This is a genomic window from Psychrobacter sp. M4 (assembly GCF_055699795.1).
Map to the genome: position 1 here is coordinate 2,006,391 of NZ_CM146740.1, position 25,250 is coordinate 2,031,640.

19 protein-coding genes and 1 tRNA gene are annotated in these 25,250 nt (G+C 42.0%); 18 read left to right on the plus strand and 2 right to left on the minus strand.

The window, feature by feature from the left end; translation table 11 throughout:
• The first annotated feature begins 164 nt into the window (after positions 1 to 164).
• From ACR63N_RS08165 to ACR63N_RS08205, 9 genes are all read left to right on the plus strand, one after another.
• Positions 165 to 1,631 (plus strand): protein adenylyltransferase SelO, encoded by a 1,467-nt coding sequence (locus ACR63N_RS08165; RefSeq protein ID WP_367106919.1) that lies wholly within the window; start codon positions 165 to 167, stop codon positions 1,629 to 1,631.
• Positions 1,632 to 1,902: 271 nt separating this feature from the next.
• On the plus strand, positions 1,903 to 4,236 hold the full coding sequence (locus ACR63N_RS08170; protein ID WP_472781825.1) for an NADP-dependent malic enzyme: 2,334 nt from the start codon (positions 1,903 to 1,905) through the stop codon (positions 4,234 to 4,236).
• A gap of 149 nt (positions 4,237 to 4,385) precedes the next feature.
• On the plus strand, positions 4,386 to 5,561 hold the full coding sequence (locus ACR63N_RS08175; RefSeq protein WP_472781826.1) for a tRNA nucleotidyltransferase: 1,176 nt from the start codon (positions 4,386 to 4,388) through the stop codon (positions 5,559 to 5,561).
• A gap of 3 nt (positions 5,562 to 5,564) precedes the next feature.
• The gene (locus tag ACR63N_RS08180) at positions 5,565 to 6,383 is read left to right on the plus strand and encodes a pteridine reductase (RefSeq protein ID WP_367104332.1); all 819 of its coding nucleotides are present in this window, start codon (positions 5,565 to 5,567) and stop codon (positions 6,381 to 6,383) included.
• 78 nt (positions 6,384 to 6,461) lie between these two features.
• Positions 6,462 to 6,538, plus strand: a tRNA-Ile gene (locus ACR63N_RS08185).
• Positions 6,539 to 6,890: 352 nt separating this feature from the next.
• Complete coding sequence (locus ACR63N_RS08190) at positions 6,891 to 8,222, plus strand: alpha/beta hydrolase (RefSeq protein ID WP_367104331.1); 1,332 nt, start codon at positions 6,891 to 6,893, stop codon at positions 8,220 to 8,222.
• A 354-nt stretch (positions 8,223 to 8,576) separates the two neighbouring features.
• On the plus strand, positions 8,577 to 10,274 hold the full coding sequence (locus tag ACR63N_RS08195; protein ID WP_472781827.1) for a phosphoethanolamine transferase: 1,698 nt from the start codon (positions 8,577 to 8,579) through the stop codon (positions 10,272 to 10,274).
• Between the two features lie 43 nt (positions 10,275 to 10,317).
• The gene (locus tag ACR63N_RS08200; RefSeq protein WP_367110122.1) at positions 10,318 to 11,004 is read left to right on the plus strand and encodes a response regulator transcription factor; all 687 of its coding nucleotides are present in this window, start codon (positions 10,318 to 10,320) and stop codon (positions 11,002 to 11,004) included.
• Between the two features lie 98 nt (positions 11,005 to 11,102).
• A complete protein-coding gene (locus tag ACR63N_RS08205) occupies positions 11,103 to 12,449 on the plus strand; it encodes a sensor histidine kinase (RefSeq protein ID WP_472781828.1) in 1,347 nt (448 codons plus the stop codon).
• 56 nt (positions 12,450 to 12,505) lie between these two features.
• Here ACR63N_RS08205 and ACR63N_RS08210 read toward each other — a convergent pair whose 3' ends face one another.
• Positions 12,506 to 13,486, minus strand: coding sequence for a CorA family divalent cation transporter (locus ACR63N_RS08210; RefSeq protein ID WP_472781829.1), 981 nt, complete (start codon positions 13,484 to 13,486; stop codon positions 12,506 to 12,508).
• Positions 13,487 to 13,839: 353 nt separating this feature from the next.
• On the opposite strand from ACR63N_RS08210, the gene ACR63N_RS08215 reads away from it, so the two are divergent.
• The 9 genes from ACR63N_RS08215 to ACR63N_RS08255 all read left to right on the plus strand — a co-directional run bounded on the left by ACR63N_RS08215 (position 13,840) and on the right by ACR63N_RS08255 (position 23,070).
• Complete coding sequence (locus tag ACR63N_RS08215; protein WP_367106912.1) at positions 13,840 to 14,436, plus strand: PepSY domain-containing protein; 597 nt, start codon at positions 13,840 to 13,842, stop codon at positions 14,434 to 14,436.
• A 432-nt stretch (positions 14,437 to 14,868) separates the two neighbouring features.
• Positions 14,869 to 15,342 (plus strand): diacylglycerol kinase, encoded by a 474-nt coding sequence (locus ACR63N_RS08220; RefSeq protein ID WP_367106911.1) that lies wholly within the window; start codon positions 14,869 to 14,871, stop codon positions 15,340 to 15,342.
• A gap of 48 nt (positions 15,343 to 15,390) precedes the next feature.
• The gene (locus tag ACR63N_RS08225; protein WP_367106910.1) at positions 15,391 to 16,185 is read left to right on the plus strand and encodes a PAP2 family lipid A phosphatase; all 795 of its coding nucleotides are present in this window, start codon (positions 15,391 to 15,393) and stop codon (positions 16,183 to 16,185) included.
• Between the two features lie 169 nt (positions 16,186 to 16,354).
• Complete coding sequence (locus ACR63N_RS08230; protein WP_367106909.1) at positions 16,355 to 16,597, plus strand: YceI family protein; 243 nt, start codon at positions 16,355 to 16,357, stop codon at positions 16,595 to 16,597.
• A 78-nt stretch (positions 16,598 to 16,675) separates the two neighbouring features.
• Positions 16,676 to 18,049, plus strand: a complete 1,374-nt coding sequence (locus ACR63N_RS08235) for a c-type cytochrome (protein ID WP_367106908.1) — start codon at positions 16,676 to 16,678, stop codon at positions 18,047 to 18,049.
• Between the two features lie 69 nt (positions 18,050 to 18,118).
• Entirely contained in the window at positions 18,119 to 19,720 is a 1,602-nt protein-coding gene (locus tag ACR63N_RS08240) for a flavin monoamine oxidase family protein (RefSeq protein ID WP_367106907.1), read from the plus strand.
• A 49-nt stretch (positions 19,721 to 19,769) separates the two neighbouring features.
• Positions 19,770 to 20,435 carry a c-type cytochrome gene (locus ACR63N_RS08245; RefSeq protein WP_472781830.1) on the plus strand — a complete coding sequence of 222 codons (666 nt, stop codon included), beginning with the start codon at positions 19,770 to 19,772 and terminating at the stop codon, positions 20,433 to 20,435.
• A 321-nt stretch (positions 20,436 to 20,756) separates the two neighbouring features.
• A complete protein-coding gene (locus ACR63N_RS08250; RefSeq protein WP_472781831.1) occupies positions 20,757 to 21,416 on the plus strand; it encodes a response regulator in 660 nt (219 codons plus the stop codon).
• A gap of 52 nt (positions 21,417 to 21,468) precedes the next feature.
• A complete protein-coding gene (locus ACR63N_RS08255; protein ID WP_472781832.1) occupies positions 21,469 to 23,070 on the plus strand; it encodes a sensor histidine kinase in 1,602 nt (533 codons plus the stop codon).
• On the opposite strand, the gene ACR63N_RS08260 is transcribed toward ACR63N_RS08255, so the two are convergent.
• Positions 23,047 to 25,194, minus strand: coding sequence for a heavy metal translocating P-type ATPase (locus ACR63N_RS08260; RefSeq protein WP_472781833.1), 2,148 nt, complete (start codon positions 25,192 to 25,194; stop codon positions 23,047 to 23,049). The two genes, ACR63N_RS08255 and ACR63N_RS08260, sit on opposite strands and share 24 nt — an antisense overlap.
• Positions 25,195 to 25,250 lie beyond the last annotated feature (56 nt).

Sequence of the window (25,250 nt, forward strand, 5' to 3'; positions counted from 1 at the left end):
GTGCTACAGCTATGCTATAGTAGACTTATTGACTGTTAACACGATTTAAAATGTCATTCATTGAGATATCGCTTATTAAAATGCCACTTAACTTAGTAATTTGTAATTGGTATCACTAATGATACAAGCAGGCGATTAAAACCTTATTTAATAGGACAGCATATATGCGCTATCAAAATACTTATGCCAATCTAGACCCACGTTTATACCATAAGCAGCCACCAACAGCGCTGAAAAACCCGCGTGCCGGACACTTTAATTTGGCTCTAGCAGAAAAGCTTGGCTGGACTGAGGATGAAGATTTAATGAGCCGTTGGGTGGATATCTTAGGCGGCCAATATGTGCCCACTGAGTTTGAACCCTTGGCTATGGCGTACGCTGGGCATCAATTTGGACAGTGGGCCGGTCAGCTTGGAGATGGCCGTGGCCTTCTTATGGCGCAAGTATTAGATAATAGCGATACACTACAAGATTTGCATCTTAAAGGTATCGGCCTCACCCCTTATTCGCGTATGGGTGATGGACGAGCGGTATTGCGTAGTACTATACGCGAATACCTATGCGGTCATGCTTTGACCACGTTAGGGATTCCCTCATCCAATGCGCTGGGCTTTGTGGTGTCTGATACGCCAGTACGCCGCGAACGGATGGAAGCTGGTGCGGCATTGATGCGTGTGGCTGATAGTCATGTTAGGCTTGGTCATATTGAATGGATTGCAAGCTTTGCACCAGACCTGCTGGGCGAGTTTACCGACTATATGATCGACACTTATTATTCTGAGTGCCGTGATAGCGATAGCCCTATCTTATCCTTTTTACAAAAGGTAGTTGAGCGTACGGCGCGTATGATCGCCGATTGGCAATTGATTGGTTTTGCTCATGGGGTAATGAATACTGACAACCTATCCATTACAGGAAGTACGCTAGACTTTGGTCCGTTTGGTTTTATGGAGCGCTTCAATCCCGCTTGGATTAATAATCACTCCGACCATACTGGACGCTATGCTTATCAAAATCAGCCTGCTATTGGCTATTGGAACCTTAACGTTTGGCTGCCACATTTTATGCGCCTACCAGATGTCACGCGCGAAGCTCTAGCAGAGTGCCTAGCTCCTTATGAAGCTACTTTTATGCAGCATTATCAGCAGGGGCTTTGCCGTAAGCTTGGTTTAACTCATGAGACCGATAGCTTACAACTGGCTTTTGATTTTTTGACCTTGTTAGAAGATAACTTGCTCGATTATACCAACGGCTTTCGCGGGTTATTAGGTCTAATTGACCCCGATACGCACCCTTATGAAAAGCAATTGCTAGTCACTATGATCAATGAGCTACCACCAGAAGCACTAACCCTTTATCAAGCCTGGCGTGAGCGTTACTTGACAAAAACAGCTACCTTAACAAAAGCTGAAGTTGTTGATAGTTTACAGAATAATAATCCAGTTTATGTCCTGCGTAACAGTATGGCGCAGCGGGCTATTGTGGCCGCTGAGCAGGGTCAGTTTACAGAAGTGGAGCGCTTATATAATCTACTTGCTAATCCTTATAACGTACAGGATATCGCAACTGGGCTTGATACTATGCCCCCTGCTCCAGATGCACCGCAGCTACCGATCAGCTGCTCTTCATAGGCATGCAAGATTTATACTCTTAAAACTCTATCATGCAACTAAATGTTCGTTATCATTTTATTATATCACTTCCATTTTTCATAGCTTCTGACTAGTCAGTTGCTTGACAATGATGTTAGAATAGTTGTTTTTTTAGCACACTGTTTTTGATTAGAACTCGCTGTAGTTTAGCTACTTTTTAGTTGTAAGCCTTAGTTATTGACTATCTGTTGCTGTCTTCATTTGTTTGAGACTTAGAACGTCAATCTCTCTTATCTAATTTATTCTAACCATGGCCATTACTATGAATGACGATACCCCTGCAAATAAAAATGATTACAATGAAAAAGAGCAGTTTGAAAAAGCTGCCTTGCATTATCATGAGTTTCCAAGACCCGGTAAAATCTCAGTTACCCCTATTAAGCAGTTGGCCAACCAACGCGATTTGGCATTAGCTTACTCACCTGGTGTTGCTGTCCCTTGTCTTGAGATTGAAAAAGACCCAAAACTGGCTGCCAAATATACGGCGCGTAGTAATCTAGTTGGGGTAATCACTAATGGTACTGCTGTACTAGGTTTGGGTAATATTGGTCCATTGGCCTCAAAGCCTGTGATGGAAGGTAAAGGGGTACTATTTAAAAAGTTTGCTGGTATTGATGTTTTTGATATCGAAGTGGCCCAAAACGATCCTGATAAGTTTATCGAAGCAGTAGCCGCGCTTGAGCCTACCTTTGGTGGCATTAACTTGGAAGATATTAAAGCGCCGGAGTGTTTTAAGATTGAGCGTGAACTGCGCGAGCGCATGAACATCCCAGTCTTTCATGACGATCAGCACGGTACTTCAATTATTGTGGCCGCAGGGATGCTCAATGCTTTGTTGTTGACAGGCAAAAAGATTGAAGATATTAAAGTGGTCTGTTCAGGAGCTGGAGCGGCAGCTATATCTTGTTTAGATATTATCTGCGCACTTGGCGTAAATAAAAACAATGTAGTTATGCTAGATTCACGCGGTGTGGTCAATACTAAGCGTGAACATCTTGACGAAAGCAAACTGCGCTATGTCCGTGATATCGATGCTACTACACTTGATGAAGTTATGGATGATGTCGATATGTTCTTAGGATTATCAATGCCTGGTATCCTAAGCGTTGATATGGTCAAGCGCATGGCAAAAGACCCTATTATTTTTGCACTTGCTAATCCAACGCCTGAGATCATGCCAGAGCTTGCGCATTCGGTACGCCCAGACGTGATCATGGCGACAGGTCGCTCAGATTATCCCAACCAAGTTAACAATGCTTTGTGTTTCCCTTATATTTTCCGTGGTGCCTTAGATGTCGGTGCTACCGCTGTCAACGAAGAGATGAAGATCGCTTGCGTACGGGCTATTGCTGCGATGGCACATGTAGAGGCAACACCAACGACTAACGTTGTAAAAGACGTTGATAGCATGCGTAGGTTTGGTCGTGACTACCTGATTCCTGGACCACTTGAGCCCAATCTCATTATCGAGATAGCTTCTGCAGTTGCTCAGGCTGCTATGGACTCAGGGGTAGCCACCTTACCTATTGAAGATATGAGTACCTATCGTCAACATTTATCTGAATTTGTCTATAATTCAGCATTTGTGATGAAGCCTATCTTCGCTCGTGCCAAAACCGATCCAAAACGTATTGCTTACTGCGAAGGTGAAGACCACAATGTCTTACTTGCCGTACAAGTTGTCGTTGATGAAAAACTGGCTCAGCCTATTTTGGTAGGCCGACCATCAGTGATTGAAACCAATATTGAAAAGCTTGGTTTGCGTTTAAAAGATGGCGTTAACATGACTATCGTCAATCCAGATGATGACCCACGTTACAAAGCATACTGGCAAGGCTATTATGAAAAAAACAAGCGTCGCGGAGTTAGTGTCGAGCTAGCTCGTCGTGATGTGCGCCGCAAGACCACACTTATCGGTGCTCTATTAGTGGATAATGGTGATGCTGATGGTATGATTTGCGGTACTTTCGGTCCTTACCAAATGCACTTAAAGTATGTCAAAAACACCGTTGGTAAAAAAGAAGGGGTTAACGACTTCTATGCTATGAACGCTGTACTCATGCAAGATCGTAATATCTTTATTGCTGATACTTACATTCATGAAGACCCTACAGCTGAGCAATTGGCTGAGATGACTGTACTGGCTGCAGAACAACTATGTCGCTTTAGTATAACCCCTCGTGTTGCCTTGGTATCACACTCTAGCTTTGGGGCTTCTGACAGTGTTAGTGCAAAGAAAATGCGCAAAGTCTACCAATTATTATCTGAGATGAATGTTGACTTTGATTTTGATGGTGAGATGCAAGGAGATGCAGCTCTAAACGAACGTATTCGTTTAGAAGATATGCCCTCAAGTCAATTTAAAGGGGCGGCAAACTTGCTTATTTTACCAACGCTTGATGCGGCAAATATCGCTTTTAATTTACTTAAAACTGCTACCAATAGTGCCTCTATCGGTCCAATATTATTAGGTGCTGATAAACCTGTGCATATCTTAACGCCATCTGCAACGGCGCGCCGTGTGGTCAATATGACAGCTCTTGCAGTAACAGAAGCGCAAGATTTAGAAGAAGAGCAGCAGTAAACTGAACCGTAAAAAATCATAAAAAAAGTTTAGAGCTACTGCCTGCTAATAATCAGTATTAGCAGGCGTTTATAAAAAACCAGTCCATGCTATCTTTAACAGCAGCGACTGGTTTTTTTATAACCATAAATAATATATGAGAGATTACTATGCAAGTCTATCTTGTTGGCGGCGCTGTCCGTGATCAGCTGCTAGGACGTCCTGTGACAGATAAGGATTTTGTGGTAGTGGGTGCAAGCATTGATGAGATGTTAGCAGCAGGTTTTCAGCAAGTGGGTGCCGACTTCCCTGTATTTTTGCACCCTGACACTCATGATGAATACGCTCTTGCCCGTACTGAGCGCAAGCAAGGGCATGGTTATCAAGGTTTTAGCGTGCAGGCCAGTCCCGATGTAACTTTGCTGGATGATTTACAGCGTCGTGACTTGACTATCAATGCTATGGCGATAGAAGTCAAAAGCCTTACTGACGACTCCCCTATTACTGGCAACATTATCGACTATTATGATGGTCTTGATGATATCGACAGCAAAATCTTGCGTCACATCTCGCCTGCCTTTAGTGAAGACCCCCTACGCGTACTGCGCACCGCACGATTCTATGGGCGTTATTACGAGTTAGGCTTTAACATCGCTAATGAGACTATAGATCTCATGCGGCAATTAGTAAAATCAGGTGAGCTTACGCATTTAAGTAGCGAGCGCATTTGGCAAGAGTCTAGCCGTGCGACGATGCAAACCTCTCCACATGTTTATTGGCAGCAGCTGTTTGAAATTGATGCATTAAACGATCACTTCGCGCCTTTGGATCGTGCTTGGCAAAACGATCATGTTCGAGAGATTGTCCAAACCGCACTGTACTTTGCTGGACAAATGCAATTAAACCTCTCCCAACGCTGGGCGCTACTTATGGCAAGTCTTGATCTCTCTTTATTTAATTCAAAAGAAGATGAAACAACGGCTACTAAAAACATCATTGAGATAGGTAATAGCGCTAAGGTGCCCAAAGCGCAAACTCAGTTTGCCAGTTTGTTTGTTAGCCAAGCTAATAAGCTACGTGCTATCAATAAACTAAGTGCCGCCGAAAAGATAGACCTTATTCAAGCTTGTAGCGCTCATAAGGAGCCCGAAAAACTCTCGCAGCTACTGGTTACCAGTCAGGTGTTAAAACTGGCAATCCAGCACCGTGAGATGATGCTTGCACTAGAGAGCTTCCACGCTATCGGTATGGATGATATCGATGCCAATTTAAAAGGCGCAGCTATCGGTACGGCTCTGCGAGAGGCCCGCATTGAGCATCTGCAAGCTCAAGAAGGTCAGTTTTAGTCTATGAGTGCAATCACGCAAAGCCTTATTGATTATCCCAAAATTCATACTAATAGTGCACCAGTAATGCTAGTCACTGGCAGCGCTAAGCGCATTGGTGCCACTATTATCAAAGCGGCTCATGACGACGGCTACCGCGTCATTATCCATTGTCATCACAGTAAAGAGGAGGCCGATGCCTTAGCTGCTAGTCTGAATAATAGCCGTGCTAATAGTGCTGCGGTCATAAAAGCAGATTTAGCATTGATTAATGACGATGAAGCATTAACCCAATTTACGCAAAAGGTAATGGATGCTTTTGGTCAGCTTGACGTCTTGGTGCACAATGCTTCCCGGTTTTACCCCACCCCTATAAATAGTATTGAAAACGAGCAGTGGGATGAGCTAATGCTGACCAATGCTAAAGTGCCATTATTGTTAAGCCAAGCATTGCTACCCTATTTGCAAGCACGGCAAGGCTGTATCATTAGCCTACTTGATATTCATGCGCATGATAAACCTTTTAAACACTACACGGTCTATAATATGGCAAAGGCGGCGCAGCGGATGATGGTACAGTCTTTAGCCTTGGAGTTGGCGCCTCTGGTACGAGTTAACGGCGTGGCACCTGGAGTTAATGTTTTACCAGAAGCGGATAGCGACCAAGCACTTGATGACGCGCAGCAGCAAAGTATTATCAATTCTATCCCTATGCAGCGCATCGGTACGCCTGAAGATATCGCGCACAGTGTGCTTTATTTGGCGCAGGTCAGCTACGTCACCGGACAAATTATTAGCGTTGATGGCGGTCGTAGCTTGACGTTAGCTGGTCATAATAATTAGGAACAGATAAATAATATGACTTACCTACTATCTTTTACTTGAAAATTTAAAAAATTCAGGTATTATAATGCGTCTACCGGGCCCATAGCTCAGTTGGTTAGAGCAGAGGACTCATAATCCTTTGGTCGTAGGTTCAAGTCCTACTGGGCCCACCATATATCAGAAACAACAGAAACCCTTGCAGGCATTGGCTTGTAAGGGTTTTTTGTTGTTTTAGAAGAAGGCTTGTTTGCAGCGATGCGGCAAGCCTTTTCTTATGGGGTTTTGCAAGGTTTTAAAATATTCTAGTATGTGGCGAACCGTATAGAATATTGGTATATTTTTTGGTATAGATTATACCAACACGTCGTTAACTCATACTATGGATTTGGCAACAGGTATCAGCCTTGTAATATAACTATTATTTATATATTTTTATCAGGTAACTTAGTGAAAGTTAAGGTTTGAGTGCCTTCACTTTATAATCAGATAATAACTAATGCTAGCCTTAACAAAATGAGGTGATCTATGAAAATATTGCCCATACCACCGCTAGATGCACAACTAACAAAAGTAATAAAAGTAGTAGAAACTACTGCGTTTGAACATGCTAATCAGCGACACCTACTGCATTACTTTCTCAAAGGACTAGGTGATCTACCAACGATAGTCCTTGAGCAACTCAACCACGCTCTAAGGGCTCCTACAGCTGAGCAGTATCCTTACGCTGATGCGCATATGAGACTAATTATCGGCTTGAACCACAAGCTTAAGCCGCCTATACAAATTGCGAATTTAGTACAGTTACGGCAAAAATTTGTCGCCGAGATGGTCTCTATGCAGTCTCCAAATGTATGGCAACAACCAAATACTGGTGACAACATTAAAAGTAAAGACAGTAATAATATAAAAAACGGTAATTTGGTGAGCTGGCAAGATAAAACTATTGCCAATGCTGATGGTGGCGAGATGATTATTCGTTGTTATCATGCCAAGTCTAGTGCCGCCCAAAGCTATGAACAGAATCATTATGGCTATAATAACGATGAAAAAATAGTTGTACTGTTTTTTCATGGTGGCGGATTCTGTCTTGGCAATGTCGATACAGATCATGAGTTTTGTCACGCCGTTTGTGCGCACACTGGCTGGGCGATTGTCAGTGTCGACTATCGACTAGCACCAGAACACCCTGCTCCTACCGCTATTAGAGACTGCCTTGAGGCTTATAGCTGGTTGGCTAAACATGCTCATACTCTTGGCGCGTCATCCGATCGTATTATCTTAGCAGGTGATAGCTCGGGCGGTGGTCTTGCAGCATTGGTCGCGCAGCAGGTAAGCAATGCCACTATCAGCCGATCCTTTGATAGACAAAAATACATGAATACGCTTGATGACTTCACTATTGATATTTTCCAGCAACTAGAGAATCTACCGCGTCCACTGGCCCAACTATTATTATATCCTGTCACGGATATTGGAGAAGACTATCCAAGCTGGAAATTATATGGTCAAGGCTTAATACTTGATTATAACGACATTAAAGTGTTTCATGCCGCTTATCTACAAGATAGCTCCCTAAAGCAACCGCACGCTCTTCTTTCGCCCATACATGGTGATAACACACAAGTATGTCCAAGCTATATCGTCGCCGCTGAATTGGACATTTTACGTGATGAAGCTCTGGCTTATGCCAAGCAGCTACAAGATAATGGTATAAATGTACAGACTCATACTGTACTTGGCGCACCGCATGGCTTCATAGATTTAATGAGTGTACACCGAGGCGCTGGGCGCGAAACATATAATATCATTGACAAGTTCGCTATCTTTGTACGTCAGATAATCAATAAGCCAAATTAATAAATGAGTGCTTGGCGTTATGACAAGATTCGATTGTTTAGGTATTGTCTTTGCTATGTTTGCCAAAAACGTTTTTCACTCTAGCATTAACTGCTCTAGGTTCTAGTGTCTGGACAATCTTACTAATGCTTGTAGGTTATCACTTTGGCAAAAACTATGAGTTTATAGAAACAGCATTAGCACCTTATTCAAGGATTTTTTTATTGCTTACTATAGTTATCATTCTTGGTTGGCTGATAAAGCGTCGAGTAGCTAGCCACAAAAAAGGGGATATATTATCTTAACGTCTTCTTAACAGGACACTTGTTATCGTAAGGAATCAAACTACTTACTATCCTGTTGAGAAGCTCCTTTATGTCAACCTCTCAAGCACTTAGCACTAAAATCACCAAAGCTCCTACCAAAAAAAGCTATTTAAACAGCATTTTTAATCATGAAATTAATCTTAACTTTTCAATTATTATTGTTGCGCTTTATTTAGTCGCTACTGCAAATTTTGGTTTCTTTGCGCAAGTGCTCAGCATTTATTCCTTTAGCACTAATATTGGCTTCATAATTTCTATCACAGGCTTATTGTTCGGCTTGATGTGGCTACTCATCCAATTGTTGTGCTATCGCCCTATTGCCAAACCAGTTTTAATTGCTATGGTTATGATAGCGGCCATATGTAGTTATTTTACAGACGCTTATGGCACTATATTTGATACTAATATGCTGATTAATAGTATGCAAACCGATCAAGGTGAAGCGATGGGGCTGATGTCGCTAAGCTTCTTTATACGAGTGTTCCTGCTAGGTGTTATACCCGCAGTTATTATTGCTAAAATCCGCATAAAAAAAGTACCTTTACGTCGAGCGCTATGGCAAAAAGCGTTAACCTTAACCTCATCTATCGCCTTAATAGCTGTCTGCCTACTACCCTTTGGGGATCAATACGCGACCTTTTTTCGTCAGCACAAAATAGTCCGCAGTTACGCAAACCCTATTACCCCTATCTACTCTGTCATCAAATTAGGTACCGATTACGTTGAGGAGCTCCGTCGTCCTGATACTTTGATATTGCATGCGACAGACGCCAAACGTATAACTCCTACTGCTGGGACTAGTGAAGCAAAGCCTAAACTTATGGTATTTGTCGTTGGTGAAACGGTTCGCGCCGATCATATCGCTCTTAATGGCTACAAGCGCGACACTACGCCTTTACTTGTTAGCCAGCCAGATATCTATAGCTTTAAAAACGCCACCTCTTGCGGCACCTCTACTGCTTACTCCGTTCCCTGTATGTTTAGCTACTCCAATCGAGAGAGTTATGACAATAATACGGCAGACTATAATGAAAACGTATTAGACACATTGAATAAACGAGGCGTGAATGTGATTTGGCGTGATAATAATTCGAGCTCTAAAGGGGTTGCTGATAGGGTGACCTTTGAGGATTACAAGACAGCTGATGTTAACCCAAATTGTGATGAGGAGTGTCGTGATATCGGTATGCTTGATGGTTTTGATGCTTTAGTTAAGTCAGATACACCTGCCAAAGATACGCTTATTTTATTGCATCAAATGGGTAATCATGGTCCTGCTTACTTTAAGCGTTATCCCAAAGCATTTGAGGAATATAAGCCCGTATGCATGACGAATGAGCTGTCCAAATGTGACGATCAGTCCGTCATCAATGCTTATGACAATGCCATTCGTTATACAGATTATTTCTTAAATAACGTGATTAATACGCTCAAAAAGTATGAGCAGGACTATGATGTCGTAATGGTATATATTAGCGATCATGGCGAAAGTTTAGGCGAGAATAATATTTACTTGCATGGCATGCCCTACGCTATCGCACCTGATGCGCAAAAGCAGGTGCCTGTCATCATTTGGTCACCGACTAGCAACAATATTGATGCTAATAGTGTAAATAAAAGCAGCCTTGTCAACATGATAAATCAGCCCGTATCACATGACTTTATTACGCCAACTTTACTTAACTTTTTCGGTATTACTACTAAGGAAGTAAAAGGAGCGCCAACCTTTTTTAAGTCTGTTCATTAAGATTTAAATCTAAGCCCTGCTAGCATTTATGCACGAGACCACTATGTACAAGATACTCATCATCGAAGACAATCCCGATATTGTCGCCAATATTTATGCCTTTTTTGAACCAAAAGGTTTTGAGCTGGACAACGCTCATAATGGCATTAGCGGCTTGACGCTAGCCGCGAATAATCGCTATGACGTTATTTTATTAGATGTAATGCTACCTGGTATGGACGGCACCAAGCTATGTAAAAAACTGAGAGAAGAGCTACATAATAAAACCCCCGTATTGATGCTGACGGCTCGTGATACGATTTTGGATAAAGTCGCAGGCTTCGATAGTGGCGCTGATGATTATCTGGTCAAACCCTTCTCACTCATTGAATTAGAATCACGGATTAAAGCGCTTATCCGTCGACACCAAGATGAGCATTTTGAGCACAGCTTAGCTGTCGGACCATTATCCTTAAATGCTAATGAGCATACTATTACACGCGAAAATCAACCGCTAAAACTGACACCAACAGGGTTTAAAATTTTAGAAACATTAATGAATGCGTCGCCACGAGTCGTCAGTAAAAGTGAGCTTGAGGAAAAGGTATGGGGTGAGGATATTCCAAGTAGCGATGCGCTACGGACTCATATGCATAGTGTGCGCGTACAAGTCGATAAGCCATTTGCCAAACCTATGATAATGACCATGCCTGGAGTGGGTTATCAGATTATTGATCCCGATAAAGTATAAAATATCTTAGTACGATTTACAGACTCAATCTGATTAAGAGTCGTCCTAGTTATACCTCCTACCCTCTTTCTACTACCTTATACTATGAAGTAAATGCCATGTTCAGCCTCGACTCTATCGCTAATAAATTTCGACTGTCATATTTTTTATTTGCCATATTACTTTGCGCTGCTTTCGTCAGTATTTTTATGTACGCTGAGACAAGGATGGAGCAAGAGTTGGTCAAAGCTCGCTTACTGCAACAGCTAGAGCTTAGTCAAGAAAAGGATGGCGATCAGCCTGTCTACACTGCAGATCCGGGCATAAAAATTTATCGCTATAATCATGCACCTGATAATTTAAAAGCTTTGGCAACCGAGACAGTGCAAGAGATGCCCGTAACCGTGCCCACCAAAGATGGCGATGTTAGAACTAATCTACATTTCTTCATCTATCAGCAAAATAAACAACGCTATGTTTTAACCTATTTAGAAGACACTGAGATGGTAATGGGGAACTACCCTGTCCTTGCCATCTTTGAGCACCTAGAAGATATCTTTGCCAATGCCTTAAGAGTTGCCGTTATTTTAAGCTTACTAATTGCCGCAATATTTTCTCAGCTATCCTCTAGGCAAATTACTAAACCTTTATTAGACTTAAAAAAAGCAGTAGAAACCGATCATCAAAATTTAACTGAATTGACCCATTTACCCTCCGAGGTTGGCGTATTAGCACGCGCTATTGATGAGAAGAATCATAAGCTGGAGCAGTATCTCAAACGTGAGCAGCTATTTACTGGAGATGTTAGCCACGAGCTGCGCACGCCTTTGACGATTATCATGGGTGCATCAGAAGTACTGGCTTCCCAGTTAGAAGGCGATAGCCGTTTGAGCGAGTTTACTAATCGTATTAGTACTACTGCCAAAGAAACCTCTGAGATTATCAGCGCGTTATTACTACTCTCGCGTGCTCCTGAAAAACTGGACGCTCCGCAAACCTCTATCAATAGCATTGCTAACAATGAAGTGGAGCGCTTGAAATATTTGCTGCGTTATAAAACGGTGACTTATATTGTAGCCGCTGAACAAGAGTATTTCGCCTATGTACGGCCTGAACTGCTAAAAATGGCACTAGGCAACTTAATAAAAAATGCCTTTCAATACACGGATGAGGGTGAGGTAGTTATTATGATTGACGATGAAAAAATCACCGTTACCGATACTGGCTTGGGTATTCCTGAAGCAATGATGCCTCTACTCTATGAAAGGTTCGAGCGCCTGCAACAGCAGAATAATGATACGCCCTTAGCAAATGATTCTTTGTCAGAATACTCTACAAGCACTAAGGTTGAAGGCACGGGCTTGGGTCTTAGTATTGTTCAGCGCATCATGACGCATATGGGCTGGAAGCTAACCCATCAAGCCAATGTTTCAGGCGGTAGTACCTTTAGTATTTATTATAAATAAGTTCTACTAAGAAACAGTCTTTAAAAGACTAAGGCATTACAAGTTAGCAGTACAGTTTAAAACCATTTCTTACTTTTAAAATACACAACGATGGCCACAGTCAATGTTGCCATCACACCCCACAAGGCAAAGTAACCCTCCTTCCATTTTAACTCAGGCATATAGTCAAAATTCATGCCGTAAACGCCTACCAAAAATGTTAATGGTATAAATATGACTGACACCAAAGTCAAGGTACGCATGATTTCATTCAAACGATGGCCCTGAATTGAGAAAATCAGATTGGTTTTACTATCAAGCTCAAACAACTCAAAATCAATTTCATCAATCAAATTGTTGGCTTGCTCTTTAAGTTCGGTGAAATACTTACTATCTATAGGAATAATATTAATCGTTTCAAGCTTTACAACCGTATTACGAAGGCTCAGCGTCGCTTTCTTAAAGTTCAACATGCGACGTTTTTGCTCCTCAACCTTTTTAGTAAAATAAGGCGTTGGATTAATATTGGTCACCTTTATCGAGTCACCGTCAGCATTCAATAAGGTCTCAAACGTCTCTTCATAGTTTGCTATCAATGACTCAATCAACAGAAAAAGCAAATAATCTACTTTTTTGCTTCGAACTTGTCCTTTGCCTTCACTTAAGCGATCACGAATCCACTGAAAATGATTATTATGATTCTCTTGCAAACTCCATAACATATTTGACGATACAACGAAAATCAGTTGTTCATTATCTAGATTTTTGTCATCAGTTTTTAATACCTTTAGAGCGATAAACAGGACATTATCGAGTTCGATAACCTTATTGGCATGTTCATCATCTTGCAGTAATTTAATTAAAAAATCATCAAACTGGTTCTGGATGACAACTTGTTTCATCTCATTTAATTCACTCAATCCATAAGTATTGAGCCAAAAAACTTCGTCGCCGTGAGGCTCAAAGTTCAAAATTAAGATATCTTCGCAAGGTACTTTTGATACTGTTGAAGGTGAATAAGCGATAAGCGTCGTATTTTTTAAGAATTCGTCTGACATCCTTTTTCCTCCTATAGACACACCTTTAATCAAAACTTAGCAAGGTTGCTATTCAAGCCAAAAATAAGAGTGGTTAAATATTTGATATTTGATGACTTCTTTATTCCAAAATACGCTACAACAATGATTAAGTTAACAGATAGATGTCCTTTAGAGTGTAGCTAATACTATTTAGATAGTGATTTAACTCAGATAAGTAAGCAATATTTATTATATCTACTCGCTAAGCAAACTCTTATTTTCCGCTAAGTTTCTTCTATGTCGTCTCTCGTATTATAGATTTATACCCACGAGGTAGCTGACAAAACCACTAATGGTTTGTCAGAAATTAATTAATACAAAGGATGACTCTTATGAAAAACTTATCAACGCTAACCAAATCAGCAATCATCGCCCTTACTATTGCAGGCGTAGGTGCAACCGCTATCGCTGCCCCTGCTGCCAATACCAAAGCGGTAACTGGTTCAAGTGAAGCCGTTAGCGCCATGCAAAGTAAGATCAGCTTAACGCAAGCAATCGATATAGCTAAACAGAATGCTAAAGGTGATCTGATCAGCGCAGAATTCGATTATGACGACGATGATGATAATGGCAAGGGTGCTGTAACGGGCGAGTATGAAGTTGAATTTGTATCAAACGGTACAGCTTATGAAGTCAAGATTGATGCCAATACGGGTAAAGTTCTCAAGACTGAGCAAGAAAAACTAGATAAAGAGGACATGGCTGAATACAGTGCTATGAAGCAGGCCAAAGTTACGTTAACTAGTGCCATGCAAAAAGCCACTCAAAGCGTAAATGGTAAAGTCATCGGTGTTGAGTTCGAGCTTGAAAAAGGTCAAGCTTTGTACGATATCGAAGTTGTCAAAGACAATCAGATATATGACGTGAGTATAGACGCCAATACTGGCAAAGTTCTAAGCAGCCAAGTTGACATGGAGGATGATGGTTAAAAAGTAAGCAAAGCTAAATACTAACTCTTCATTAATGGGATGCAGTAGCCAATACCTTGATAAACAAGGTGTCGGCTATTGCTTTTTTGTATATATTAAATTTTGATATTAATATTGCCCTTTCCAAATAATTTTATAAATATTTTTTATCTTAACGCTTTCTTAACAGCTCCAAGCACATACTGATACCCAAGTGCTAACCAGTGCCCTCCTACACTGGGATCATTACAACAATAAATATATCGGTGATTGCACTTTTTCTTATTTTCACTGTAACTTCAATAGTCAGTAGTAGCCAATACCTTAATCAAACTCGGTATTCGCTATTGCTTTTTATTATATGAAATTCATCTTAACGCGATCTTAACATGCACCGTAATATCATTAAGACCTGCCAGCTATTCTAATCTTAATAAATACTAAGCTATCGATATGAATAATTCCAAGACTACTGCTCTGAGCCACGAACATACAAATCTTGATTATAAAAATCAGCCTGTATCTGATGATACTTTTGTAGCGGATAGTTTTGCAAATGAGGCTAAAGGTAAAAAAGGGCTAGCTCGTATTGTAAAAGCTACAGGATACTCTATAGATGGCTTTAAGGCGGCTTATAAGTTTGAAGCAGCATTTAGACAAGTTATCTGGCTCAATCTCTTATTGTTCATGGTCATCATATTTATGCCTTTTAACGTCAGCGCCAAAATGGTGCTTGTGGTTGCTTCGTTCTTATCCCTCATTGTGGAGCTTATTAATACAGGAATTGAAGCGAGCGTCGATCATACTTCAACGGATCATCATCCCCTCGCTAAAATAGCCAAGGACGTGGGTTCTGCCGCGCAATTTTTGGCACTGCTGCTACTTTTCGTTCTATGGCTGATGGCGTTATCCAATCTTTTATTTTAAAGAGTGCTTAGATTTTTCTCAATTTAATACATTAAGTAAGGTAAGCTCATGATTTTAGAAGATAACTCATCTAACTGGATGTGGCTTAAGCTTTTTTGCTTAACGATCATTGCCGCTTTAACCTTTGAGCATAGCCAATTTGATATTCGTATCAGTGAGTTTTTCTATAATAATGGTCAGTGGCTTATACAAAAAGGCGCTCAGCCTTACGCTTTTATTTTTTATGATGGCCCCAAAGCGCTATTAATCTTATCGGCTATCTATTTATTAGGCATGTTAGTTGTTAAATACAGACAACCTTTAAATACGACTTCTACCATTAACAATAGCAAGCTCGATAGATTTATTGTGCCGTTTTCAGTTCGTGAGATAAGTTATTTACTTATTGTTCTTATCGTGGTGCCTTCTACTATTGCGCTATTAAAAGGTGTTACTCATGTAAGTTGCCCTAACCATCTAACGCTATTTAGCGGGGATCTACCTTATCTTAATCTTTGGCAAAGCATGCTTACTAAAACCGATGCAAAATGTTTTCCAGCAGCTCATGCCAGCGCAGGATTTTCTTTGTATGGCTTAGCATTTTTACCTACTCTTTATAAGTATCGCTATCGAATATTTGAAATCGTAACCGTATTAGGCTGGACAATGGGCATATATAAAATGATGTTTGGTGATCATTTTTTTAGTCATACCTTAGTATCGATGCTGCTGTCATTAACGATTGCGTGCGCGTTTGCCAGCTTATTTTTTAAAAGGACAACTAAGCATAAAGCTCAAAATAAAGCCTTTAATCATACCAACACGTATAAAACGCTTGCTCCCAAAACGAATTCATCGCCTTAACATTCTTTAGATTGCGATAAACAGTTTATAGCAAAATTTTGATCGAAAAAACGCCAGTATTTTTACTAAAAAAAATCTACTAAAGTCACGAAAAATAGTATATAAATAATTACTTACTGGTTGCTTTTTTGGACTAGGCGAAGTGAAATAGCCCATACAGGATGTAGCTATGAAGGTTTTATCTAGCATTCAAAAAAGACCGTACTTGTATGCGAAATTATTACTATCATTACTTATAATGAGTGTTATTGATGCTAGTTATACTACTAGCTATGTCATAAATCCCAGTCAAACTAGCGTGCGCTTTACTATCGAACATTTTAAGACTTCTGCGACAACTGGAGGCTTCTACAACGTCAAAGGACAGTTGCAATATAATTTAAAAGTTCAAATTGAAGCAATGGAAAAGTAGCTACTACTAACGACTGGTTCAGTGTAGATAATCAAGGACGATTGACGAGCATCATTTGCTTAGCATCATAAGGATATTATGAAACCACTTTCCAAGCTAGCATTGGCATCGGCCCTTTTTATTACTATAAACGCCACTCATGCTGACAATATCAGCGTTTTGCAAACTGACTTGCCACCTAGAATAAGTCTACCCAATGTCAGCCCCTCTAATAGTGATCTGGCCAATCGCGGCGCGTATGTAGCGCGAACCGCAGATTGTATGGCTTGTCATCGTGAGGACTACAGCGGCGGTGGCCCTATAGAAACCCCTATTGGCAATATTTACTCAACCAATATTACGCCTTCTAAAAAGTATGGCATCGGCAACTATACCGAAGCTGATCTAAAAAAAGCGCTGCGTAAAGGCCGTGCCCCTGGTCATCAGATTTATCCTGCTATGCCCTATCCGTCTTATCACGGTATGACTGACGCCGATATAAGCGCGTTATTTGCTTACCTACAAACCGTGCCACCAGTAGAAGCTCCTCCTGAAAAAACCACTCATCTGCCATTTCCTTTGAATATTCGCACGCTAATGCTCGCTTGGAATGTCATCAATGTACCCTCAACCGAGAACCGTACAGGTCTGACTCCTGTGCAGCAGCGCGGCGAATATCTAGTCAATAATCTTGAGCACTGCGGCACTTGTCATACGCCGCGCAACCTCACCCAAGGGCTTGATAAAGATCGCTACCTCTCTGGCGCGCCACTTGGTAAATGGTTTGCGCCTAATATCACTCCTGACAACGAGACAGGAATTGGACGTTGGAGTGAGGCTGATATCGTCACTTATTTGCGCATGGGCAAGCTTGATAAACGCGCTTATGCGGGTGGTCCGATGGCCGAAGCCGTCGCTCATAGTACGCGTTACCTTACTGATGAAGACTTAAGCGCGATAGCCAACTACCTAAAAGTCGTGCCTGCTATAAAGACTGATGATTACCTAATACCTGTCAATGTCGCCCGCTTGCCCACGCCTGTTAGCGACTCTATTACTTATGATCTACTGGAACAAAAATCCTATCTAGCGCAAACGAAAGCCAATATCTCTACTTTTATTAGTAGCCAAAACCGCGTAATACAGGATAATGACTCACCAAAATCCTTATATCTAGCGAATTGTGCTAGCTGCCATGGCGTCGATGGCTATGCGCAGCCTGATGCGCGTTATGCCTCTATCGTCGGTCTCAGTAGTATTCGCCGCGCCAAACCTGATGCGCTAATCGGAGTGATAGCTTTTGGTGCCAAAGGTGCTTTTAATACGGCTCCGAAGATGCCAGGCTTTAAAGAGGATTTAAGTAATGCCCAGATTGCTAGTATCGCCAACTATGTGCGTATGAACCTCGGTGGACTGGTAACTAGCCAAGTCACTGCTGACGAGGTTAAACGCATTATTAAAGAAAAGAGCTGAACTTATGATTGTGTAAACCTGCTATTTTTCTTTTTCAATATCAAAACCAAGCACGACAAGGATAGTTAAATGAACGATCTACTGCCCTCTTTTACGCGGCGTCAATTGCTCGCCATGATTGGCAAGACCGCTGGCGCGACCGCTATGTATCAGGCAATGAACACACTAGGTTTCGCCTCCGAGTCGAGCTTTCAGCAAGAGATGGATCTAAAAGGCGCTCCCGCTGACGCTAGTATCGTCATTCTTGGTGCCGGTTTAGGCGGCTTGACAGCGGCTTATGAGCTATGTAAAGCGGGCTACAAAGTCACGGTGCTTGAATACCAAAACCGCGGTGGCGGACGCAGTTGGACGCTTAATAGTGGTGACAAATATACGGAGCTTGGCGGTGAGGAAGTCACTTGCGACTTCAAAAAAGGCAATTACTTCAATGGTGGACCTTGGCGATTACCTGTGCATCACTATGCGGTGTTTCATTACTGCAAAAAATTCAATGTCGCCCTGCAACCTTTTATTCAAACCAATGATCGCGCTTATCTGCATCGTACTAATCATTTCAATGGCGCACCGCAGCGCTTAGGTGACGTGCAAAGCGATATTCGTGGTTACGTGTCTGAGCTGTTATCTAAAGCCGTTAACAAAGGCAGCTTAGATGATACCGTCACTCAAGAGGATAAAGAGAAGTTATTAGAAGGGCTCAAAGGTTGGGGCGTACTGGATAATAATTATCGTTATGTCAAAAGTCATGAGACTAGCAAACATCGTGGCTATAGCGTTTATCCAGGTGGCGGCCTGATGCCTAATGCTAAGCCCTCAACACCTATTCCGATGCATAAACTACTAAATTCAGGCATGTGGGCCGATCTGTATGCTAATTATACCGTCTATGTGCATCAGCCCGCGATGTTTCAGCCGGTTGGCGGTATGGGCAAGATTGGTGATGCTTTTACCCGCGAATGCCGCGATATGATTACTTTTAATGCCAAAGTCACTAAAATCAATCAAGATGAGACTGGTGTCACTGTTGATTATATTGATAGCACTAATCCTGATAGCGTGCCTAAAACAGTGCGCGCTGACTGGTGTATCTGTACCATTCCACTATCCGTCTTAACCCAAATTGATATCAATGTCTCAGAGCCTATGAAGCAAGCGATGGCCGCAGTGCCTTATGATAGTTCTTACAAGGTTGGCCTTGAATTCAAACGGCGTTTTTGGGAAGAGGATGAATGGATCTATGGCGGCATCACTTATACTGACTTACCTATTACGCAAATCTCCTACCCTTCACAAGATTTGTTTACCTCAGGAACAGGGGTGTTACTAGGCGCTTATGGCTTTGGCGAGGCGTCCTATAAGTTCAATTCGCTAACGCCAAAAGAACGCATTAGTGCCGCGCTTGAGTACGGCAAGCGTATTCATCCGCAATATCCTAAAGAGTTTCGTTCAGGCACTTCGGTTGCTTGGCACCGTATCCCTTGGTCGCTTGGCTGTTACGGGCTTTGGAGTGAATCAAGCCGTGAGCAGTATTACGATACTTTATGCAGTATAGATCACCGTATCGTACTGGCAGGCGAGCATTGCTCGCACATTCCTGCTTGGCAAGAAGGCGCTATATTATCAGGCATGGACGCGGCTAAACGCTTGCATCAAAAAGCAAAAAAACTAGGTTAATACGTCTCAACATATCTGCTTATGATGATTTACTTAAAGGCCAGTTACTATGAAAAACCATAGCTTGTTTGATTCAATGAAGACCTATAACTTGACGTTAATAGCTAGTCTATTGACTATCGGAGCACTGAGCAGCTGTAGCCAATATACTAAGAATAATGCTCCAACTATCGCCAGCTTACAAACGGTGCCAGTAGCCTTTGACAGCAATTTTGACAATCAGGCCAGTCGCAACAACGGCGCTTGGGGCGCAGTTTACATGTCCAAAGAAGAGCTAACCCGTCCGCCTATAAATATAGTCGACTTCAGCTCAATAACGAAGATGAGCAATGATGCTAATCTGCAAAAATGGCTAGCCAAATTCGAAGGCAGTACGCAAGGTAAAACAGGCTTTTTTAGTAGCGATGGCAAGAAATTATATAACGACTCTTGTGCAGGTTGTCATATGTCTAATGGCGAAGGCGCAAAGGGTGCAGGTTACTATCCTCCGCTAGCTAATAACAGTAAGATGGAATCGAAGTACTATATTATTAGCGTCGTTATGAATGGGCTGCGCGGTATGCCCTCTTTTCATAGCATGATGGACGATCAGCAGATAGCGGCAGTCACGCAGTATGTGCATAGTCATTTAAATAATTATAACGATACTGTCACAGCTGCTAACGTCACACAATTGCGTCATGATTTTCCGCCAGGCGCTGATCCGAGTGAATGAGTTTACCTGTCGTGAAATAAAAGCTTGATAATTAATACTAACTCACCCGAAGCTTCTGTCCTATAAATTATAGGGTCTTTTTTCCAGTGGGTTTTAACCTCTAATCAAACGCTTAATCTGCGCTAAGCTTCTCCTATATCTTATTTTGTATGATGGACTCATATTGACTCCGCTGACAACCGTTTTTACGAAATTGAAATTGCTAGAGGCACACAGATAGATGCTTTAATGATAGATAGCATGATAGGTCAGGTTATCAGTAGCTAGTTAGACAAAGAGGAGTAAAATAATAGCATTGAACCATATCTATAAGGATATCCCATGCGCGTATTGGTAGTCGAAGATGACTTGATGATTGGCGAGAGTCTGAGTGAAGCCTTGCAAGATGAGGCTTATACCGTCGATTGGGTCAAAGACGGTCGTCAAGCCATACTGACATTAAGAGTGCAACCTTACGACATCATCTTATTAGATTTGGGCTTGCCAGAGGTTGATGGTATGGGCGTGTTGACCGCTATTCGTGATGCTAAGATTGACACACCCGTGTTGATACTCACCGCACGCGATCAATTAAAAGACAGAATTGCAGGATTAGACTCAGGGGCTGATGATTATGTCGTTAAGCCTTTTGAGTTAGCAGAGGTCTTTGCACGCATGAGAGTGCTTATTCGCCGAGCTCAAGGCAAGGCTGACAATCAAGTGACGGTTGGTAATCTCAGTCTAGATACCGCGCACAAACGGGTCATGATGGATGGTAGCTCTATCGATTTAACCGCAAAGGAGTACATGCTCATCACTACCTTTATGTTGTCACCTGAAAAAATCATGTCCAAAAGTGAGCTTGAGGATTCGTTATATAGCTGGGGCGGTGAAGTTGAGAGTAACGCCATTGAGTTTTTGATTCATAGTTTACGCAAAAAGGTCGGACAAGATAGAATCAAAAATGTCCGTGGCCTTGGATGGTATATCAGTAATGCCTAAATTTCGTAAGCTCTTTAACTCACTACAGTTCCAACTGATCTTTTGGTCTGTTATGTCATTATTGCTATTGGCAGTAGTGGCTGGTGGTTACGGATTTTGGTACAGCTATAACGAGATAAATGACTTTCAGGATGATAATTTAAAAAACACTGCCGCTTTGTTAGAGCAGTCGCTCAATATTAGCGGTTTAAATAGTAATGCGGCTGCTTTAGACAATGAAGAGCATGCCCGCAGCAACATTCACTTTGATACCGATGACGATGATGGTGCTATCACCGTTGATATAGTCATACTCTCTGCCTCACTCGATAATGGGGTACAAGATTATCAGAACGATCAAAGCGATGATGAGCATGATTACTCAGCACCTATACCGATAGCATTAGTAAATAGCATTCCACAAGGGATAAGCGAGCAAGATATTGACGGTCATTCTTGGCGAACTTATAGAAGTAATGTCAAGATTGAGTCTTTAGATACTGATGAAGAAGTAGCACTAATCTTACGCCAACAAACGGATCTACAAGACGATTTAGCCAAAGCCAGTGCCTTACAGTCTTTTTTACCGCTTATTATCGGTATAGCATTATTACTGCTTTTACTGCCTTTTATCATGTGGCGCATGATGAAACCTGTGCGCCAACTGCATCATGAGATAAGCGCACGTAATGAGAATGACCTAAGTCCTTTACAGATTGAAAAACTGCCTTCTGAGTTGCTGCCACTAGCCGAATCTTTAAATAGATTATTGGCTATAGTCAAAATCAGTATTGAACGTCAGCAACGCTTTATCGCTGATGCTGCCCATGAACTGCGCTCGCCGCTCACTGCTATCTCATTACAGCTACAGCGATTACAGCGTATTACTACCGATGCCGTTATGTCGGAAGGCCTTGATAAACTCGCTATTCGCTTGAAACGTAATCAAAGTTTGGTTGAGCAATTATTAACGCTCGCTCGTGCTGGTAATATCAATACCGAGCTTGGTACCGAGACAACAGCAACCAATGTTAAATCTATTATCGAACAAGTCATAGGGTTACTCATTCCTATTGCTGATAATAAGAACATCGAACTAACGGTTGATATACAGTCTAATAGTAAAGTAAATATGGATGAGACATCATTGTTGTTGCTCATCAAAAATCTGATTCAAAATGCCATTATTTACACGCCAGCTGGTGGTCAAGTCGTGGTTAAACTGTACCAAGTCAAGCCACACTCAAACAGGTCAGATAAATTAGCTTTAGATACTCAATATAATTTTGGCTCACATGTGATTCAATCTGGAAAATTAAGTAATCTATCCAAGACGCTAGATAACAAATTAGTGTTACAGATCATAGATTCAGGTGCAGGCATTGACCCTAGTGATTATGAGAAAGCTTTTGAACCCTTTATACGGCTTAATAAAGTGACTAATGCAGTCGATCAATTCAGCGATACTATAAACGCTTCAAGATCAGATAGTGCCAGCAATACCGCACAAGAAATACAGGGAACAGGTCTAGGACTCTCTATCGTCAAGTCAATTTGTGAGCAGGCAAGTATCGATGTCTTTATGAAGGACTCTAATTCTGAAATTTTAAACTTAAATGGTAATCGAGGACTTTGTATAACGTTGATCTTCTCAGCTAGTCCCTTTAAAACGTAGTAATCTTAGAGCGTTGAGCGTGACTAGTACAGTAGCGCCAGTGTCAGCCAATACGGCAATCCAAAGTCCTGTAATACCAAACATAGTAGTTATCAAAAACACGCCTTTTAAACCTAGCGCAAATACGACATTTTGATGGATATTCCTCATTGTAGCGCGCGATAAAGCAATAAGATTGGCGACATCCATCACACAGCTTTTTAATAAGGCAATATCAGCCGTTTCGATAGCCACATCCGTACCACTACCCATCGCAATACCCACATCTGCCGTTGCTAATGCTGGTGCATCATTGATACCATCACCAATCATCGCTATTTTGGTGTTCTCCTGCATCGCGCTTAGTAGACGTAGCTTGTCTTCAGGTAACAGCTCAGCCTCCCACTCTATATCTAACTGACTGGCAAGCGCCTTTGCCGTACGGCTATTATCCCCTGTCAGCATCACAGAGCGCACATTCATTTTGTTAAGCAGAGCAATAGCTTGCAGCGCATCCTCGCGTAGCTCATCACGCAGAGCTACCAATCCAAGCGTCTCACCTTTTTGCTCATCAAACAAAATTGACACCGTCTTACCTTCATTTTGTAACGTTTCGATTTGCATTTGCTGCGTAGCTGACAAGGTGGTTCTCTCAGTGATATAGACTGGCGAACCGATGGTTAAAAAGCGTCCTGTGACCGTTGCATGTACCGCTTTGCCCGCAGTAGCAGAAGCATTGGTAGCGTCAAAGATAGCCACCTTAGCGGCTATAGCACACTCTACAATAGCCTTGGCAAGGGGGTGACTAGAAATTGAATCTACGCTTGCAAACAGCGCCAATAATTTGTCTTGACCTTCAGCGTCTGTATACTCTTTTGTGAAGCCAACAACATCGGTTACCCGCGGTTTGCCTTCGGTCAAGGTTCCGGTTTTATCAAAAGCAACGGTAGTCACTTTACCTACCAATTCCATAACATTACCACCTTTGATAAGCAGTCCGCGACGCGCGCCAACCGCTAATCCAGAAGCGATAGCAGCTGGTGTCGAGAGTACTAACGCACAAGGACAAGCAATCAGTAATAGCGCCAAACCACGATATAGCCATGTCGCCCATTCTCCTCCTAACGCTAATGGTGGAACGATAATAACTAACGCGGCAATAGCCATCACTGCTGGGGTGTAGTAGCGACTAAATTTTTCAATAAAACGGGCTGTGGGTGCTTTGGACGCTTGCGCTTGCTCTACAAGCTCAATGATACGCGCAATGGTATTATCAGCAGCTATTTTTTCCACGCGTACTTGTAGCACCCCATAGACGTTGATGGAGCCTGCAAAGACCTCATCATCTACGCTCTTAACAACAGGAACGGACTCCCCAGTCACAGGCGATTCATCCAGACTTGATACGCCCTCCATGATCGTACCATCCGCAGATACCCTGTCACCTGGACGCACTAGCACCTTATCATTTACTTGTAGTGAAGTTGCTGGCACCTGATGTTGCTGTCCTTGGGCATCTAACAAAATAGCAGTCTTTGGTACTAGCGACGATAAGGCTCTAATACCAGCGCGGGCACGATCAGCTGCGACTCTCTCTAATAACTCACCGACAGAGAATAAAAAGACCACGGCAGCCGCTTCTTCAGCTTCCCCTATGATAAGGGCGCCAATGGCAGCAACAGACATGAGCATTTCAATTGAAAAAGGCGTGCCTGTTGACATCAGTGCAAAAGCTTTACGAGCGAATGGTAGCACGCCAATAATGACAGCGGCAATAAAAGCCCAAGCGCCATATTCAGGAAAAATCAATGACAATCCATATGCTAAGCTCATCAAGATACCTATCCCAATGACCTGTCTGCCCTTTATACTTTGCCACCAACGCTGATCATTTATAGCTGCCTGATTGCCAGCACTGCTCCCATTATGTTGTTGATCGGCTAAATCTGAAACACCAAATCCAAGGCGCTTAATAGTGCTTTCGATATCTCTAGTCTCAGTGGCTGTATCAGGCGCTAAGGTCAGCTCTAGCTTTTGGGTGGCAAAGTTTAGCTGAACGTTAGAGATGCCTGGCATACGCACTAGTGCCTTTTCAATTTTGCTAACGCAGCTGGCGCAGTCCATACCTTCAATATGATATTGCATAATATTTTACCCTCTTTTTGAAGATATTATGAACCCTGTAGTGGCTTTAGGGTCAA

Excerpts from the sequence above, each read along its gene's own strand:
- ACR63N_RS08165 (WP_367106919.1), top strand. The coding sequence starts at position 165 with ATGCGCTATCAAAATACTTATGCCAATCTAGACCCACGTTTATACCAT.
- ACR63N_RS08170 (WP_472781825.1), top strand. The coding sequence starts at position 1,903 with ATGGCCATTACTATGAATGACGATACCCCTGCAAATAAAAATGATTAC.
- ACR63N_RS08175 (WP_472781826.1), top strand. The coding sequence starts at position 4,386 with ATGCAAGTCTATCTTGTTGGCGGCGCTGTCCGTGATCAGCTGCTAGGA.
- ACR63N_RS08180 (WP_367104332.1), top strand. The coding sequence starts at position 5,565 with ATGAGTGCAATCACGCAAAGCCTTATTGATTATCCCAAAATTCATACT.
- ACR63N_RS08190 (WP_367104331.1), top strand. The coding sequence starts at position 6,891 with ATGAAAATATTGCCCATACCACCGCTAGATGCACAACTAACAAAAGTA.
- ACR63N_RS08195 (WP_472781827.1), top strand. The coding sequence starts at position 8,577 with ATGTCAACCTCTCAAGCACTTAGCACTAAAATCACCAAAGCTCCTACC.
- ACR63N_RS08200 (WP_367110122.1), top strand. The coding sequence starts at position 10,318 with ATGTACAAGATACTCATCATCGAAGACAATCCCGATATTGTCGCCAAT.
- ACR63N_RS08205 (WP_472781828.1), top strand. The coding sequence starts at position 11,103 with ATGTTCAGCCTCGACTCTATCGCTAATAAATTTCGACTGTCATATTTT.
- ACR63N_RS08210 (WP_472781829.1), bottom strand. The coding sequence starts at position 13,486 with ATGTCAGACGAATTCTTAAAAAATACGACGCTTATCGCTTATTCACCT.
- ACR63N_RS08215 (WP_367106912.1), top strand. The coding sequence starts at position 13,840 with ATGAAAAACTTATCAACGCTAACCAAATCAGCAATCATCGCCCTTACT.
- ACR63N_RS08220 (WP_367106911.1), top strand. The coding sequence starts at position 14,869 with ATGAATAATTCCAAGACTACTGCTCTGAGCCACGAACATACAAATCTT.
- ACR63N_RS08225 (WP_367106910.1), top strand. The coding sequence starts at position 15,391 with ATGATTTTAGAAGATAACTCATCTAACTGGATGTGGCTTAAGCTTTTT.
- ACR63N_RS08230 (WP_367106909.1), top strand. The coding sequence starts at position 16,355 with ATGAAGGTTTTATCTAGCATTCAAAAAAGACCGTACTTGTATGCGAAA.
- ACR63N_RS08235 (WP_367106908.1), top strand. The coding sequence starts at position 16,676 with ATGAAACCACTTTCCAAGCTAGCATTGGCATCGGCCCTTTTTATTACT.
- ACR63N_RS08240 (WP_367106907.1), top strand. The coding sequence starts at position 18,119 with ATGAACGATCTACTGCCCTCTTTTACGCGGCGTCAATTGCTCGCCATG.
- ACR63N_RS08245 (WP_472781830.1), top strand. The coding sequence starts at position 19,770 with ATGAAAAACCATAGCTTGTTTGATTCAATGAAGACCTATAACTTGACG.
- ACR63N_RS08250 (WP_472781831.1), top strand. The coding sequence starts at position 20,757 with ATGCGCGTATTGGTAGTCGAAGATGACTTGATGATTGGCGAGAGTCTG.
- ACR63N_RS08255 (WP_472781832.1), top strand. The coding sequence starts at position 21,469 with ATGTCATTATTGCTATTGGCAGTAGTGGCTGGTGGTTACGGATTTTGG.
- ACR63N_RS08260 (WP_472781833.1), bottom strand. The coding sequence starts at position 25,194 with ATGCAATATCATATTGAAGGTATGGACTGCGCCAGCTGCGTTAGCAAA.